Origin of the sequence: Streptomyces sp. NPDC088554 (assembly GCF_044752945.1) — a bacterium.
Taxonomy (GTDB): domain Bacteria; phylum Actinomycetota; class Actinomycetes; order Streptomycetales; family Streptomycetaceae; genus Streptomyces.
Genome location: NZ_JBIVMF010000017.1, coordinates 141,683 through 155,565, shown reverse-complemented (window position 1 = coordinate 155,565; position 13,883 = coordinate 141,683). Strand labels below are relative to the sequence as shown.

General features: G+C 68.0%; 16 protein-coding genes and 1 pseudogene. 8 read left to right on the top strand and 9 right to left on the bottom strand.

Features of this window, described 5'->3' with window-relative positions; all coding sequences use genetic code 11:
- Nucleotides 1–86 precede the first annotated feature (86 nt).
- Entirely contained in the window at nucleotides 87–653 is a 567-nt protein-coding gene (locus ACIP8W_RS21270; RefSeq protein ID WP_402204140.1) for a hypothetical protein, read from the top strand.
- Nucleotides 654–734: 81 nt separating this feature from the next.
- On the opposite strand, the gene ACIP8W_RS21265 is transcribed toward ACIP8W_RS21270, so the two are convergent.
- Complete coding sequence (locus tag ACIP8W_RS21265) at nucleotides 735–1,232, bottom strand: peptidylprolyl isomerase (protein ID WP_401957896.1); 498 nt, start codon at nucleotides 1,230–1,232, stop codon at nucleotides 735–737.
- A gap of 235 nt (nucleotides 1,233–1,467) precedes the next feature.
- Here ACIP8W_RS21265 and ACIP8W_RS21260 point away from each other — a divergent pair, with 235 nt between their 5' ends.
- The 3 genes from ACIP8W_RS21260 (at nucleotide 1,468) to ACIP8W_RS21250 (ending at nucleotide 3,168) form a co-directional block, all read left to right on the top strand.
- Nucleotides 1,468–1,875, top strand: coding sequence for a hypothetical protein (locus ACIP8W_RS21260; RefSeq protein WP_401957893.1), 408 nt, complete (start codon nucleotides 1,468–1,470; stop codon nucleotides 1,873–1,875).
- A 152-nt stretch (nucleotides 1,876–2,027) separates the two neighbouring features.
- Nucleotides 2,028–2,426 carry a thiol-disulfide oxidoreductase DCC family protein gene (locus ACIP8W_RS21255; protein ID WP_401957934.1) on the top strand — a complete coding sequence of 133 codons (399 nt, stop codon included), beginning with the start codon at nucleotides 2,028–2,030 and terminating at the stop codon, nucleotides 2,424–2,426.
- Between the two features lie 10 nt (nucleotides 2,427–2,436).
- On the top strand, nucleotides 2,437–3,168 hold the full coding sequence (locus tag ACIP8W_RS21250; protein ID WP_401957891.1) for a TetR/AcrR family transcriptional regulator: 732 nt from the start codon (nucleotides 2,437–2,439) through the stop codon (nucleotides 3,166–3,168).
- A 63-nt stretch (nucleotides 3,169–3,231) separates the two neighbouring features.
- Here the strand turns inward: ACIP8W_RS21250 and ACIP8W_RS21245 are convergent, their stop codons facing one another.
- Nucleotides 3,232–4,512: a metallophosphoesterase gene (locus ACIP8W_RS21245; RefSeq protein WP_401957932.1), complete on the bottom strand. Its 1,281-nt coding sequence runs from the start codon at nucleotides 4,510–4,512 to the stop codon at nucleotides 3,232–3,234.
- A gap of 33 nt (nucleotides 4,513–4,545) precedes the next feature.
- On the bottom strand, nucleotides 4,546–4,794 hold the full coding sequence (locus ACIP8W_RS21240; protein WP_401957890.1) for an SCO4848 family membrane protein: 249 nt from the start codon (nucleotides 4,792–4,794) through the stop codon (nucleotides 4,546–4,548).
- An 85-nt stretch (nucleotides 4,795–4,879) separates the two neighbouring features.
- Between ACIP8W_RS21240 and ACIP8W_RS21235 the strand changes: the two genes are divergently transcribed.
- The gene (locus ACIP8W_RS21235; RefSeq protein WP_401957887.1) at nucleotides 4,880–6,139 is read left to right on the top strand and encodes a D-alanyl-D-alanine carboxypeptidase family protein; all 1,260 of its coding nucleotides are present in this window, start codon (nucleotides 4,880–4,882) and stop codon (nucleotides 6,137–6,139) included.
- Here ACIP8W_RS21235 and ACIP8W_RS21230 read toward each other — a convergent pair.
- Entirely contained in the window at nucleotides 6,087–6,995 is a 909-nt protein-coding gene (locus ACIP8W_RS21230; protein ID WP_401957885.1) for a YihY/virulence factor BrkB family protein, read from the bottom strand. The genes ACIP8W_RS21235 and ACIP8W_RS21230 overlap by 53 nt on opposite strands.
- A gap of 133 nt (nucleotides 6,996–7,128) precedes the next feature.
- Here ACIP8W_RS21230 and ACIP8W_RS21225 point away from each other — a divergent pair, with 133 nt between their 5' ends.
- Nucleotides 7,129–8,688: an FAD-binding protein gene (locus tag ACIP8W_RS21225; RefSeq protein WP_402204136.1), complete on the top strand. Its 1,560-nt coding sequence runs from the start codon at nucleotides 7,129–7,131 to the stop codon at nucleotides 8,686–8,688.
- A 40-nt stretch (nucleotides 8,689–8,728) separates the two neighbouring features.
- Nucleotides 8,729–9,484: a decaprenylphospho-beta-D-erythro-pentofuranosid-2-ulose 2-reductase gene (locus ACIP8W_RS21220; protein ID WP_402204134.1), complete on the top strand. Its 756-nt coding sequence runs from the start codon at nucleotides 8,729–8,731 to the stop codon at nucleotides 9,482–9,484.
- Between the two features lie 247 nt (nucleotides 9,485–9,731).
- Here the strand turns inward: ACIP8W_RS21220 and ACIP8W_RS21215 are convergent, their stop codons facing one another.
- From ACIP8W_RS21215 to ACIP8W_RS21200, 4 genes are read right to left on the bottom strand one after another with little or no spacing between them, the layout of a single operon-like run.
- Entirely contained in the window at nucleotides 9,732–10,100 is a 369-nt protein-coding gene (locus ACIP8W_RS21215) for a hypothetical protein (RefSeq protein ID WP_402204132.1), read from the bottom strand.
- Nucleotides 10,101–10,146: 46 nt separating this feature from the next.
- Nucleotides 10,147–10,725, bottom strand: a complete 579-nt coding sequence (locus ACIP8W_RS21210) for a hypothetical protein (protein ID WP_402204130.1) — start codon at nucleotides 10,723–10,725, stop codon at nucleotides 10,147–10,149.
- 26 nt (nucleotides 10,726–10,751) lie between these two features.
- The gene (locus ACIP8W_RS21205; protein ID WP_402204128.1) at nucleotides 10,752–12,602 is read right to left on the bottom strand and encodes an alpha/beta hydrolase; all 1,851 of its coding nucleotides are present in this window, start codon (nucleotides 12,600–12,602) and stop codon (nucleotides 10,752–10,754) included.
- Nucleotides 12,603–12,609: 7 nt separating this feature from the next.
- Nucleotides 12,610–12,765 carry a hypothetical protein gene (locus tag ACIP8W_RS21200; RefSeq protein ID WP_402204126.1) on the bottom strand — a complete coding sequence of 52 codons (156 nt, stop codon included), beginning with the start codon at nucleotides 12,763–12,765 and terminating at the stop codon, nucleotides 12,610–12,612.
- A gap of 73 nt (nucleotides 12,766–12,838) precedes the next feature.
- On the opposite strand from ACIP8W_RS21200, the pseudogene ACIP8W_RS21195 reads away from it, so the two are divergent.
- Nucleotides 12,839–13,291, top strand: a pseudogene (locus ACIP8W_RS21195) (SDR family NAD(P)-dependent oxidoreductase); the annotation flags it as partial.
- Nucleotides 13,292–13,319: 28 nt separating this feature from the next.
- Here the strand turns inward: ACIP8W_RS21195 and ACIP8W_RS21190 are convergent.
- Nucleotides 13,320–13,799, bottom strand: a complete 480-nt coding sequence (locus tag ACIP8W_RS21190; RefSeq protein ID WP_401957877.1) for a hypothetical protein — start codon at nucleotides 13,797–13,799, stop codon at nucleotides 13,320–13,322.
- Nucleotides 13,800–13,883 lie beyond the last annotated feature (84 nt).

The following is a 13,883-nucleotide window of genomic DNA, read 5'->3' as shown; positions in this document are numbered from 1 at the left end:
CCGTACGTATCGCGTACGGGAACGGGCCTTTCCTGTGTCACGATCGAGGCTGCACGCAAGCAGGTTGAGGGGAAGCGGGGAGAAGAATGAGCGAGCCGAATCCGTACGCGGACGGTGAGTACAAGTGGGGACCGGCCCAGCCGCCGGGCACGCCCCCGCAGCCGTCGGGCGCGCCCGAGTACGACTTCCCCACCCCGCCCCTCGCCGACGGCCCCGCCCAGGGGTACGCGTACCCGCAGGGCCCGCCCGGGTACGGCTATCCGCAGTCCGGCACCCCGTACGCCCCGATGCCGGTGAGCGGGGGCGGCGCTCCCCTGCTCTCGCTCGGTGACATCAGCGTCATCGGCGACGCGATCATCACGCCCTCGGGGACGCTCCCGCTGCGGGGCGCGGTCTGGAACGCCACGGACATGTCCCGTACGGAGGAGAAGATCCCCACGGTCGCCATCGTGCTGGCGGTCGTCTTCGCCCTGCTCTGCCTGGTCGGTCTGCTCTTCCTGCTGATGAAGGAGAAGAAGACCACCGGCTTCATCCAGGTCATGGTGACCAGCGGAGGCAAACACCACTCGACGCTGATCCCCGCCCACCACCCGGGCGCGTTCCCGATGGTCATGGGCCAGATCAACTACGCCCGCTCGCTGAGCAGCATGTAAGCGGGCCTCCCGCCCGGGACGGACCGAGCGCGCCGGCCGACGGATGGACCCGTCCGATCGGCGCGCTCGTGGGGCTCTCGGTCAGAGCTGGCCGGAAGCGGCGATGGTGATCTTCGCGCTGGTCTTGCCGGACTGGGAACCGTAGCTCTCTATCTTCTCGACGAGCTTCATGCTGTCGTCGTCGGCCACCTCGCCGAAGACGACGTGCTTGTTGTCCAGCCAGCCCGTCACGATGGTCGTGATGAAGAACTGCGAGCCGTTGGTGTTCGGGCCCGCGTTGGCCATCGACAGCTGGCCCGGCTTGGTGTGCTTGAGCTGGAAGTTCTCATCGGCGAACTTCTCGCCGTAGATGCTCTTGCCGCCGGTGCCGTTGCCCGCCGTGAAGTCGCCGCCCTGGAGCATGAACTGCGGGATGACACGGTGGAAGGAGGAGCCGGCGTAGCCGAAGCCCTTCTCGCCCGTGGCGAGCGCGCGGAAGTTCTCCGCCGTCTTGGGAACGACCTCGTCGAACAGGTTGAAGTTGATCCGCCCGGCGGGCTCGTCGTTGATGGTGATGTCGAAGTACACGCGAATGGTCATGGGTCCATCCTGACACTTACGCCGAGCGGCCCGCCCACCCCCCTCGGTCACCCGCCCCGACGGCGCCGCCGTCCGGCCGTCCCTGGCCTGGGGCCCTTATACCCTCCCCGCTCGCCGCGACGCCGCACGCCCGAGCGCGTTTGAACATGTTCAAGGGCACGGCTTGAACATGTTCAAAAGGAGGTCTACAGTCCATGACGACGGGTTTTGAACACGTTCAAAGGGAGGGTGGGGCATGGACCTCACTGTTGTCGCGTACATCATCTACCTGGTGCTCAGCGTGGCGCTGACCGTGTGGGTGGCCAGGACGCTGAGCCGCAATGGGCGCATCTTTCTCTCCGATGTGCTCCAGGGGGACGAGAAGCTGGCGGACGCCGTCAACCATCTGCTGGTGGTCGGCTTCTACCTGGTCAACCTCGGTTTCGTCGCGCTGTATCTGAAGGCCGCCGACGGCGTCGGTGACGCCCGGGGGCTCTTCGAGGCCCTCTCGGTGAAGGTCGGTGTGGTGCTGCTGGTCCTCGGGGTCATGCATCTCGGCAATGTGTACGTACTCAACAAGATCCGGCGGCGCGGCCTCATGGAGCGCGACCAGACCCCGCCGGTCCCGCCGCAGGCGTGGACCGCGCCCGCCCCCGGGATGTGAGCGCGATGACCGGGTCACCCGTACAGCGGCTTCCCGTGGCGCAGATGCCCGCCCTGCGGGCGCCCGTAAGGCAGCGGCCCGTACAGCGGAAGTCCGCGCAGAAGTCCGTACAGCGGCGAAGGCCCGACCGGGTTCCGTCCGCCCGGACGCCGGTGAAGCGGCTGACGCTCCTGTACGACGCCCAGTGCCCGCTCTGCGTCCATCTGCGCCACTGGCTGCTGCGGCAGCGCCGGCTCGTACCGATCGAGACGGTGGCCGCGGGCTCGCAGGAGGCCCGGCGGCGGTTCCCGCGGCTGGACCACCGGGCCACGCTCAAGGAGATCACCGTCATCGGGGACGCCGGCCAGGTCTACCGGGACACCGCCGCCTGGATCGTCTGTCTCTGGGCGCTGGCCGAGCACCGGCCCAAGGCCCACTGGCTGGCCACCCCGGCCGGGGAGCCGTTCGCCCGGGTCAGCGTCCTCGCCGCCTCGAAGTGGCGGGAGCTGACGGCTCCGGCCTGCGACGGCCGGGCCGAAGCGGCGTGCGGAGCGGCGCCCCGGCCGGATTAGGCTCGGGAGCGTGAAGGACGAGAAGAACGACGTCGCGAAGAAGGCAGCCCCCGCCCCCAAGAGCGAGCAGACGCGCACGCTCATCCTCGAAACCGCGCTGCGGCTCTTCAAGGAGCGGGGATACGACAAGACGACCATGCGGGCCATCGCCCAGGAGGCCGGGGTCTCCGTGGGGAACGCCTACTACTACTTCTCGTCCAAGGAACACCTCGTCCAGGGCTTCTACGACCGGATCTCCACCGAGCACCGGCAGGCGATCCGGCCCGTGCTCGACCGGGAGACCGGGCTTGAGGCCCGGTTCGGCGGGGTGCTGACGGCCTGGCTCGAAGTGGCGGAGCCGTACCACGAGTTCGCCACCCAGTTCTTCAGGAACGCGGCGGACCCCGACAGCCCCCTCAGTCCCTTCTCCCCCGAGTCCGAGGCCACCCGCGAGGCGGCCGTCTCCGTCCACCGGGAGGTGCTGGCGGGCTCCCGGACGAAGATCCCGCAGGAGCTGGCGGACACGCTCCCCGAGGTGATGTGGCTGTCCCAGATGGGGCTGGTGCTCTTCTGGGTGTACGACCGCTCCGAGGGCAGCGAGCGCACGCGCCGGCTCGCCCTGCGCGGCGCCCGGCTCACCGCGCGGAGCATCGTGCTCTCCCGTTTCCGGGTGATGCGTCCGCTCGTACGGGAGATCCACGGCCTGTTCACGGACTTCCTCCCGGGGATGGCGCGCACCGCCGCGTCCCGGACCGCGAAGTAACGCGGCGACCGGATCCGGCAGCGGTCCCGAGGGCGGCGATCGGGCTCCATCGCCCGGCCTCGATCAGGTCCGGCGCGAGGCGAGTTGGACGACGGTGATGTCGGAGGACGCCCCGACCCTGACCGGCGGCCCCCAGGCGCCCGCGCCGCGCGAGACGTACAGCTGGGTGTCCTCGTAGCGCTCCAGCCCCGCCACGGTGGGGTTGGCGAGCCCGGCGATGAAGTTGCCGGGCCACAGCTGGCCGCCGTGGGTGTGTCCGGAGAGCTGGAGGTCGACGCCGTGGCGTACCGCGTCATGGATGACGACGGGCTGGTGCGCGAGGAGCACGGACGCCCTGGTCCGGTCGCGGTCGCCGAGCGCCCTGGCGAAGTCGGGCCCCTCGCCCTCGCTCTCGCCCGCGAGGTCGTTGACCCCGGCGAGATCGAACCCGTCGATCTCGACGCGCGCGTTCTCCAGCGGGCGCATGCCCAACTCGCGTACATGGTCGACCCATTGGGCGGCGCCCGAGAAGTACTCGTGGTTCCCGGTCACGAAGTACGCGCCGTGCCGGGCCCGGAGGTCGGCGAGGGGCTCGGCGGCCGGGCCCAGGTCGCTGACGGTGCCGTCGACCATGTCGCCGACGACCGCGATCAGATCGGGCTGGGTGCCGTTGATCGCGTCGACGACGCGCCGCGCGTGGGCGCGGCCCAGGATCGGGCCGAGGTGGATGTCGCTGACGACCGCGATACGGAACCCGTGGGCGGCCCGCGGCAGTTTGGCCAGCGGGACGGTGACGCGCTTCACGCGGGGGCCGCGCAGCACGCCGTGGGTGCCGTATCCGACGGTGGCGAGCGCGGCGGTGGCGGCGGCGCCGCCCACGACCCGGGAGACGAAGAGCCGCCGGGAGGGGGTGAGTTGCTCCGGGACCAGTGCCTCCGGGGCGGGTTCGGGCGCGGGTTCAAGCGCGGCGGCGGCCGGGGCGGGCGCCCGGGGGACCTCCACCGTCTCCCGTACCGCCTCCGCCGGGCTCCGCGTCATGGTCGCCGTCTCCGCCGGCCGGCGCCTGAGCAGGACCGGTCGTACCAGCTCCCCCACCAGCAGCGCCATCAGCAGATACAGCAGCACCACCAGCCACAGGAACCCTGGCCAGGCCACCGTCTGCTGCGCCCAGAAGGGCGCACCCAGCCTGTTGGCGCTCAGCGCGGCGACGGAGAATAGCGGCAGTACGACGACGACGGCCGTGCCCAGCCTGCGGGCGAGGCCGCCCGGCGCGGTGGTGTCCCGTACCAGACGGCGCCACAGATACCAGTGCGCCGAGGCGATCAGTGCGATCACCGAGAGCACCGCGAGAACGACTACGACCACCACGAACGAGCCCCTTGTCCCTGTACCGCTCGGCTATCCCTGTGTCTCCGCGCGGAGCGCGCGCACCCCGCGGAACCCGATGACGCCGATGCCCGTCCCCAGAAGAAAGGACACGATGGCGAGAGTCAGGTGCACCCAGAAGTACGCCGTCGGATCACCGGCGCCGTCGAAGGCGAGCCCGCTGCCGTCCTTCCACAGGTTTTTAGCGAAAGTGATCCAGATGAACCAGCTCCACACCCCGAAGGCGAGCAGGAACCAGGACACGGAACGGCTGAGCTTCATGGACTCAGTATCGCCGCTGTCCCCCGCTCACTCCCGGCGGGGTCCCGGGGAGCGGTCCGGTTACCGGCCCTGTACGTTCACGATCGTGCCCGCTCTGAAAAAAACCGTGCTGACGGTCGCCGCCGCCGCACTGCTGCCCGCGCTGACCGCCGTACCCGCCGCGGCGGACGGCAGGACCGACGGCACCGACACCAAGCAGCCCAAACCGCCCGCCTCGATGTCCACGATCGGCGGAGCGAAGCTCGGGCTCGCGGGCACCCAGGTGAATCTGGGCGCCGGGGCTCCCGTACTGCCCAAGAAGGTCAGCGGGCGGTCCTGGATCGTCGCGGACGCCGAGACGGGCGACGTACTGGCCGCGCACAACGCGCACTGGCGGCTGGCGCCCGCCTCCACGCTCAAGATGCTCTTCGCGGACACCCTGCTGCCGCGGCTGGACAAGACCGAGACGCACAAGGTGGCGCCCGCCGAGCTGGCGGACATGGGCGCGGGCAGCAGCCTGGTCGGGGTGAAGGAAAACCTGAGCTACACGGTTCACGATCTGTGGCTGGGGGTGTTCCTGAAGTCCGGCAATGACGCCGTCCACGTGCTGTCCGCCATGAACGGCGGGATCCCGAAGACCGTCCAGGACATGCAGAAGCACGCGGAAGAACTCCAGGCGCTGGACACCCATGTCGTCTCGCCGGACGGCTACGACGAGAAGGGGCAGGTCTCCAGCGCGTACGACCTCACGCTGATCGCCCGCTCCGGGCTCCAGAAGAAGGACTTCCGGGAGTACTGCGCGACCGCGACGGCCACGTTCCCCGGGGAGCAGAAGAAGGGCAAGAAGCGCGAGTCCTTCGAGATCCAGAACACCAACCGGCTGCTGACCGGCGCCAACGGGGTGGAGCAGTACAAGGGCATCGCCGGGGTGAAGAACGGCAGCACCACCCACGCGGGGACCACCTTCACCGGGGTCGCCGACAGGAACGGCAAGAAGCTGCTGGTCACCGTCATGAACCCGTCGTCCACCGAGCCGCAGGCGGTCTACCGGGAGGCGGCCAGGCTGCTGGACTGGGGCTTCGCCGCGACCGGCAAGGCGATCCCGGTCGGCGAACTGGTGCCGCCGCGATCCGCGGTGACGGCCAGTTCGCCGAGCCCGACGCAGGCGGGCGGCGGGACGGAGGAGAGCACCGGGCCCGCGCAGGACGCCAAGACGGTCACCGCCTCGAACAGCGGCGGCTCGGGCGGGGCCGGCACCGCGCTGGCCGTCGCGGGCGGCGCGCTGGTGGCGCTGGCGGGCGCGGTGTTCCTGGTCAACCGGCGCTGGCCGCTGCCCGATCTGGTGCGGCGCCGCCCGCGTCCGTAAGGGCCTCGCTGTCGGGCGTCGCCGTCCAGGCGGCGCAGAACAGCAGCAGCTTCGACGTGAAGTTGATCCACAGCATCAGCGCCACCGGCACCCCGAACGCGCCGTACATGCTCTTCCCCGCCACACCGCTTATATAGCCGCCGAGCCCCAGCTTGAGCAGTTCGAAGCCGACGGCGCCGAGCAGCGCGGCGACGAGCAGCCGGTGGCGCGGCGGGTCGACGCCGGGCAGCAGGGTCAGTACGTACAGCAGGAGCAGGAAGGCCGCGAGGACGGCCACCGCCAGGGCGGCGATCCGCAGCAGCACTCCGCCCGCGCCGCCCTTGGGGATCCCGAGGAGGTCGGCGCCCCGGCCGACCGCCGTGGAGCCGAGCGCCGAGGCGCCCAGGGAGGCGAGGGCGACCGCGCCGAGGCCGAGGAGGATCAACGCGTCCTTGGCCTTGAGCAGGAGCGGGTTGCCGTCCTTGCCGTCGTCCAGCTCCCAGACGGCCCGCAGGCACTCGCGCATCGAGCCGATCCAGCCGACGCCCGTGAACAGCAGCAGCGCCCCGGCGACCCCGCCGACCGTGCCCGCGTCGGCGACGAGCCCGTCGATGTCGAGCTGGTCGGAGATGCCGGGGACCTGCTGCTCGATGCTGTGCCGCACCCGGGCGAGCTGTCCGTCGCTGAGCAGCGCCGCGCCGATCGCCGCGCCGACGGTGATCAGCGGGAAGAGCGCGAGGAAGCTGATGAAGGTGATCGCGGCGGCCAGCCGGGTCCAGTGGACCCGGTCGAGCGTCTCGTACGAGCGCCAGGCGTGGGTCCGCGTCAACCGGACGAGGAGCGGTCCGACGACGGGGAGTTTCTTCAGCCAGTCCATGCCGAAGACCTAACCAGGTACGGGCACGCGTGTGCGGGGCGGGCGCCGTTCAACCCCGTATGCGTACGCGTTCATCCAAGCGGCCCAACAAATCCGACAAAGAATGAGCTATGGGGGCGATACGGTCACCTCCATGTCTGCCGACACCGAAGCCGCCACGGCTGCTGCTCCTTACGACGACCGGTCCGACGGCCGCCGGTTCATGGACCTGTTCGTCGACCGGTACGACGACGGGTCCGACGAGCCCGACGGATCCGACTGGCCCGACGACGACTGGCCCGACGACGACCGGTACGACGACCGGTACGACGCCCGGTACGACGACGACCGGTTCGTCTCCCTCACCGGCTGGGGCCGCACCGCCCCGACGACGGCCCTGCTGGTCCGCCCCCGCTCGTACGACGAGACCGTGGCGGCCGTACGCGACGGCGGGGCCCGTGGCACCATCCCGCGCGGTCTCGGGCGCGCCTGCGGCGACGCCGCGCAGAACGCGGGCGGCTCGGTCCTGGACATGACGGGCCTGGACCGGATCCGCGCCATCGACGCGACCGCGGGCGTCGTCGTGTGCGAGGCGGGGGTGAGCCTGCACCGGCTGATGGAGGTGCTGCTGCCGCTGGGCTGGTTCCTGCCGGTGACCCCGGAGACCCGCTATGTCACGGTCGGCGGGGCGATCGGCGCCGATGTGCACGGCCGCAACCACCCGGCGGCGGGCGGCTTCTCCCGCCATGTGTCCTCGCTCGACCTGCTCACCGCGGACGGCGAGCGGCGTACGGTCCTGCCGGGCACCCCGCTCTTCGACGCCACGGCGGGCGGGCTCGGGCTGACCGGGGTGATCCTCGGCGCGACCCTGCGGCTGCGGCGGGTCGCGACCTCCCTGATGTCCGTGGAGACGGAGCGGATCACGGACTTCGACGCGCTGCTCGCGGGACTCGCCTCGACGGACCGCCCCGGCGCGTACGCCGTCGCGTGGATCGATCTGACGGCGCGCGGGACATCACTGGGGCGCTCCGTCCTCACCCGCGGCGATCACACCCCGCTGAACGCGCTCCCGGCGCGCGCCCGCCGCCACCCGCTCACCTTCCGGCCGGTCTTCCGGCCGGGCTCCGGGGAGGGGCGGCTGGGCGGGCCCGTTCTCGTACCGTCGTCGGGGCTGCTCGGACGCGCCACGGCCGGGCTCTTCAACGAGCTGTGGTACCGCGCCGCGCCCCGGCACCGCACCGGCCGGCAGCAGCGGCTGCCCGCGTTCTTCCACCCGCTGGACGCCCTTCCGCAGTGGAACCGGATGTACGGGCGCGACGGCTTCGTCCAGTACCAGTTCGCCGTCCCGTACGGGCAGGAGGAGACCCTGCGGCAGATCCTGGAGCGGATCGCCCGGCGCGGCGGTCCGGTGCTGCCCGCCGTGCTGGGGCGGTTCGGCGCGGGCGGTCCCGGGTGGCTGTCGTTCCCCGCGCCCGGCTGGACGCTCACCCTGGACCTGCCCGCCGGACGGCCGGGACTGGGCCGTCTCCTGGACGAGCTGGACGACGAGGTGGCGGCGGCGGGCGGCCGGGTCGCGCTCGCGAAGGACGCCCGGCTGCGGCCGGAGCTACTGGCCACGATGTACCCACGGCTGGCGGAATTCCGGGCGCTGCGGGCCGCGTTGGACCCGGGCTCGGTCTTCGTCTCGGACCTGTCGCGCCGGCTGTCGCTGTAACCCCCGCCCGACCCCCTGATCCCTTTTGAGGAGCACCACGATGAAGGACGCCTTCGGCACCCCGCAGTCCCTGCTGATCCTCGGCGGTACGTCGGAGATCGGGCTCGCCACCGCGCGCCGGCTGATCGCCCGCCGGGCCCGCACCGTCTGGCTCGCGGGCCGCCCCTCCGCCGCCCTGGACACCGCCGCCGTCCGGCTGCGGGCGCTGGGCGCGGAGATCCGTACCGTCGCCTTCGACGCGCTGGACCCCGGCTCGCACGAGGAGGTGCTCGGGAAGGTCTTCGCGGAGGGCGACATCGACATGGTGCTGCTCGCCTTCGGCGTCCTGGGCGACCAGGCGCACGACGAGGAACGGCCGCTTGCGGCGGTCCGGGTGGCGCAGACCAACTACACCGGCGCGGTCTCGGCGGGACTGGTGTGCGCGGGCGCGCTCCAGGCTCAGGGCCACGGTTCGCTGGTGGTGCTGTCATCGGTGGCGGGCGAGCGGGCGCGCCGCGCGGACTTCATCTACGGGTCGAGCAAGGCGGGCCTCGACGCGTTCGCCCAGGGCCTGGGCGACGCCATGCACGGCACGGGGGTACAGGTCATGGTCGTACGACCGGGGTTCGTACGAACGCGAATGACCGCCGGGCGGGACCAGGCGCCGCTGTCCACCACCCCGGAGTCGGTGGCCGCCGCCATCGAGCTGGGACTGCGCCGCCGCTCGGAGACGGTGTGGGTGCCGGGGGCGCTACGGGTGGTGATGTCCGGGCTGCGACACCTGCCACGCCCGGTGTTCCGCCGGCTGCCGGTGTGAGCGTCCGGGCGTGCCTCCGCCCGTCTTGAACCCCGGCAAGATCGTTTCACGTCCACCTTGGTTGCCGGACGCGTGCGTCAGCTCGAAAGAGGCGCGTCGCCCGACCAGAACGTCGACCGCACATTCGGCGCCGGCAACTCCTGCTTCGAGTAATCCGGGCCATTCGGCTTGCTGGTCGGCTGAGCAACCTCGGACTTCTCCACACATGGGGTGGTGACGCTCAGGTGGGCCTGACCATTGGGACCGATCAGGACTTCGAGCTGGAAGCTGTCCTGCGTCTCGAAGTGGCCACAAGCCCGTTCGGACTCGTGGCGACAAGCTTGTAGCCCTTGCTCTTCCAGTGGCGTTCCAGCACGCCGAGAAAGTTGCCACGCCGTTCGGCAGAGATGATCGTCATGACGGAACGATCACGGTCCACATAGCAGCCACCCGGCATGGAGTACCTATGTGTCCACTGAACGGGAGGTTTGATGGCCACAAACGCCTCGTCCAGGATCCTGTCCGCTCTGTCGGCAGCCTCTTGCAGGTTCATCTTCGATTGGTTTTCCTTGCTTGAGAACACGCCGCCCGTCGCACTGCACCCGGAAAGAAACAGAGCCAGCGCCGCGGCCTGCAACCCTTGCCCTCATCTCGGCACCTCCCTCGTAGCATTGACCTTTCTGTCAGCTCCCCCCAGTCGACAAAGCGGAGGAAACCGGGGCGATTGACGACCAAAAGTCGGAGCGGACATATGGAAGCCCCTTGGAAGCAGGATCATCGGGATCGATGGTTTCCCGGGGAGCTTCGGTCACCTCCGATTCCGTCACACACGGTGATGACACCCGGAACTGAGCCTGCCCCTTGTAGCCAATCTCCAAGGTGATCTTGAAACCGTCATGGTCGGCAAATACCGCAGGCATGTCCCCGCTGTTTCGAACTGCCGTGATCACGTATCCCTGCCGCTTCCAGTAACGTTCGACGACGCCTAGAAAATTTCCACGTCGCTCCGCTGAAATAATCGTCATCAGGTAAAGTCTACGGGTTACCTTGCCAGTCCCCGTGCCATCGTTCTTGAAGTCCGTGCAGCTGGAGTCACTGGACGGCCCTCGGCTCGCCACAACAGGCGGATCAATCGATTTCAAAGTGCCATCAAGAATGGCTTCAGCCCGATCGGCCGCCTCCTGCATATTCACCTTCTTCTCCTTTTCGTCGGCGTCATTACCGGAACCAGCAAGGCTGCAGCCCGCAACAGAAAGAGCCATCGCCGTAAGCAGAAAACCGCGGAACCTCATCGATGATTCTCCGAAATTACAAGATCGGGACGTCCTGCAACAATAGCCGCAATATTGTCCGCAGAAAATTCATCCTTATTCGGGTTGAAGTAGTTCGAATGCGCCGGCGTCGGACCCTGCCCATCGATCACCGGCAGCGGCCCGTCATCCACCTTGAAACGCTGGGCGCCGAAAGCCTCACTGGCCAGATCTTTGCCGAACCAGATGTCGTCGTCCCCCTGGTCTGCAATGTCCCCGAGAAAATATGCACCCACCGGCCCTCCAGTGAGGAATCCCGCCGCGCCAGCGACGACTTCCCGCTTGGAGGGGAGGAAGCTTACAGGATCATTATCGGCAGCCCCTACGAACACATGCCCCTTACCCACTCCAAGATCCTCCGCCTTGTCCACGCCCACACCCGGGCTCCCGAGAAGCACAATATCGTCGACTCCCGGAATTCCCCCCAGCTCTTGCGCGGCCGCACCCACCAGACGGGATCCATAAGAATGACCGATTGCGGTCAGATGCGGATCCTCATGGCCGTTGGTCGCGGCAAGCCCACCCATGAAAGAATTGTAAGCCGGTGCGCCTTTTTCCGCACTCTCAGCCGACATGACATCCATATTCGCCAGCAGGGTTTCCGCGTCCGGACCCAACTGCGGAGCATCGTAACCCAGCCACACGACAGAGGAACTTGATGGATCTTTATCCCGGGCTCCAATCGCAGTGTCCCGCGCGCGTTTTACATCATTTCTCGCGAATTCCTCATCCAATGCCGTACCGAGCCCCGGAGCATACGCCGAAACATTCTTTGAAGCATCTGGATTGCCGAAGGCCACGATTGCTCGCCCCCGACCTTCGTCACTGACTCCCAGCAAATACATTGGCGGCTCTTTAGGATCAGAAAGTCGTTTCGTGGCGTTCTCCCCCAACTGCCACTGAATCTCCTTCAGTCCATCCAGTTGAGATTTCGCCCTGTCGCCATCCTGAACCGAAAGCTGGGCAATCAACAGCTGAATATTTTCGCGGTTCACTTCGTCCCGGACCATTGACGGGATCCCGTCCAAGTTGCCGATGACTTCCGGGAAGGCCGTCTTGTACTCCTCGCGCTCATCGTCACTGAGGCCGTCCCACCACTCCTTGCGGTCGGCGGGTGACTTGTCCAGCGGAATGCGATCCGCGATGTAGTTACTCGCGGCAGATCCCACAGCATCGACGTCGGACGCTACGTCCGCCCATGTCTTGGTGTCGACGTTCAGCCCCTGCGCTGCCTTTAGCTTGTTCAGCACCCTGCTGTACCGATCGTCGATCGCCCGGGCTTCCCGTACGGCGTGGGCGATACGGTCGGCGATGTCCACGGCTTTGGCGTGGTGCGGGTTCGGGTTCTTGAACCGGGGGTTGCCCTGCAGCAGCCCCGGTGATTGAAATCCTGTGTTATTGCCCGTGATCAGGCCGCTGTTGCCCAGAAGCGTGCCGCCCGGGATCGGCTCACCGGTGAGTTCGTTCTTACCACCGGCGGGATACGTGACGGTGCCGTCCTTGTTGACGGCGTAGGCCAGCGCGGCCGCATCGTCCAGGGCCTCGGTCAGGCGCCGCTTGGGAGCGGTGATTTCGGACGAGAAGCCGTCGAGGGCTCCGGTGATCAGGCCGCACTCGACCTGGGCGTAGTGGAAATTCTCCGACAGTTTCCGAAGTTGCCCGAGTGCCGCGTCCGTGGCCTCGCCCTCGTTGGCCTTCCGCATGGCCACGGTGATCTGCTTGTCGATGCGCTCCTTGGCCGCGTCGGCCATGCCGCTGATCGCGCGGTACCCGTCCGCCGCCTCCGTGTACTCGGTCGGTTCGAGCGCCTTGAGTGTCAGGTGGTCCACTTCTCGGTCACTGCCCCTTGGTCCGGCCACCGCCGGCGGGCGGGGCCTCGTAGTACTGGGTCTTCAGCTTGGCGATCTCGGCCTTGACGGCCTCGTCGGTCCGTAGCTGGTCGTTGCCCGTCTTCTCCAGTACGCCGGAAAGCCCGTCGCACACCCCGCTCACGTCTTTGACATAGCGCTTCCAGGAGTCGTAAACATCCTGCTGCGCCGCTGCGGTCAGGCACCCGGAATCCTTCGACGAGGAACGGCCGCTTGCGGCGGTCCGGGTGGCGCAGACCAACTACACCGGCGCGGTCTCGGCGGGACTGGTGTGCGCGGGCGCGCTCCAGGCTCAGGGCCACGGTTCGCTGGTGGTGCTGTCATCGGTGGCGGGCGAGCGGGCGCGCCGCGCGGACTTCATCTACGGGTCGAGCAAGGCGGGCCTCGACGCGTTCGCCCAGGGCCTGGGCGACGCCATGCACGGCACGGGGGTACAGGTCATGGTCGTACGACCGGGGTTCGTACGAACGCGAATGACCACCGGGCGGGACCAGGCACCGCTGTCCACCACCCCGGAGTCGGTAGCCGCCGCCATCGAGCTGGGACTGCGCCGCCGCTCGGAGACGGTGTGGGTGCCGGGGGCGCTACGGGTGGTGATGTCCGGGCTGCGACACCTGCCACGCCCGGTGTTCCGCCGGCTGCCGGTGTGAGCGTCCGAAGTCAGCCCAGCAAGGATTCTCATTTCTCGGAGTAGATGTCGGTACCCTTCGGGGCCCGATAACAGCGCGAATCAATATCGACGCTGATGATCTGCTTGAGACCTCCAGACCTCTTCCTGGCCCATTCGATGGAGATCACATGATGACTTTCTGAATTAACCGCCGAAATCTCGGGATTTTGGGCGGACGAATTCGTCACATCGTCTTTTATAATCTTCCAGCCATTCCTGGGAAGCTGTTCACGCAAATTCTGCATGGCTTCTTCGAAGGTCCCCTTGCGTAGATCGTAGACCGACCAGGGGTGGCGGATGGTGTAGTACCTCTCCAGATCGGGGTCGACGGCTTCACAAACGTTTACGCCCGCTCCCACCTCGGTCGTTTTCCCCTCGATTCTCATCCAATCCAGGAGCCTGCTGGAGATATCATTCACCTCCTGCTTGGCCGCCTGAATCTTTCGCACCTCCGGCTTATATCCAAGCCTGTCCTCGTCGGTTTTCATGGATGAACAACCCGCCAGAATCAGAGAGAGTGACGCAATACAGGAAATAGAAAAAAACCGCCGCGAAGTTCGCATATTCACCAA

What these genes read in the sequence shown, in the direction of transcription:
- ACIP8W_RS21270 (WP_402204140.1), top strand. Translation starts at nt 87, where the DNA reads ATGAGCGAGCCGAATCCGTACGCGGACGGTGAGTACAAGTGGGGACCG.
- ACIP8W_RS21265 (WP_401957896.1), bottom strand. Translation starts at nt 1,232, where the DNA reads ATGACCATTCGCGTGTACTTCGACATCACCATCAACGACGAGCCCGCC.
- ACIP8W_RS21260 (WP_401957893.1), top strand. Translation starts at nt 1,468, where the DNA reads ATGGACCTCACTGTTGTCGCGTACATCATCTACCTGGTGCTCAGCGTG.
- ACIP8W_RS21240 (WP_401957890.1), bottom strand. Translation starts at nt 4,794, where the DNA reads ATGAAGCTCAGCCGTTCCGTGTCCTGGTTCCTGCTCGCCTTCGGGGTG.
- ACIP8W_RS21230 (WP_401957885.1), bottom strand. Translation starts at nt 6,995, where the DNA reads ATGGACTGGCTGAAGAAACTCCCCGTCGTCGGACCGCTCCTCGTCCGG.
- ACIP8W_RS21225 (WP_402204136.1), top strand. Translation starts at nt 7,129, where the DNA reads ATGTCTGCCGACACCGAAGCCGCCACGGCTGCTGCTCCTTACGACGAC.
- ACIP8W_RS21220 (WP_402204134.1), top strand. Translation starts at nt 8,729, where the DNA reads ATGAAGGACGCCTTCGGCACCCCGCAGTCCCTGCTGATCCTCGGCGGT.
- ACIP8W_RS21210 (WP_402204130.1), bottom strand. Translation starts at nt 10,725, where the DNA reads ATGGCTCTTTCTGTTGCGGGCTGCAGCCTTGCTGGTTCCGGTAATGAC.
- ACIP8W_RS21190 (WP_401957877.1), bottom strand. Translation starts at nt 13,799, where the DNA reads ATGAAAACCGACGAGGACAGGCTTGGATATAAGCCGGAGGTGCGAAAG.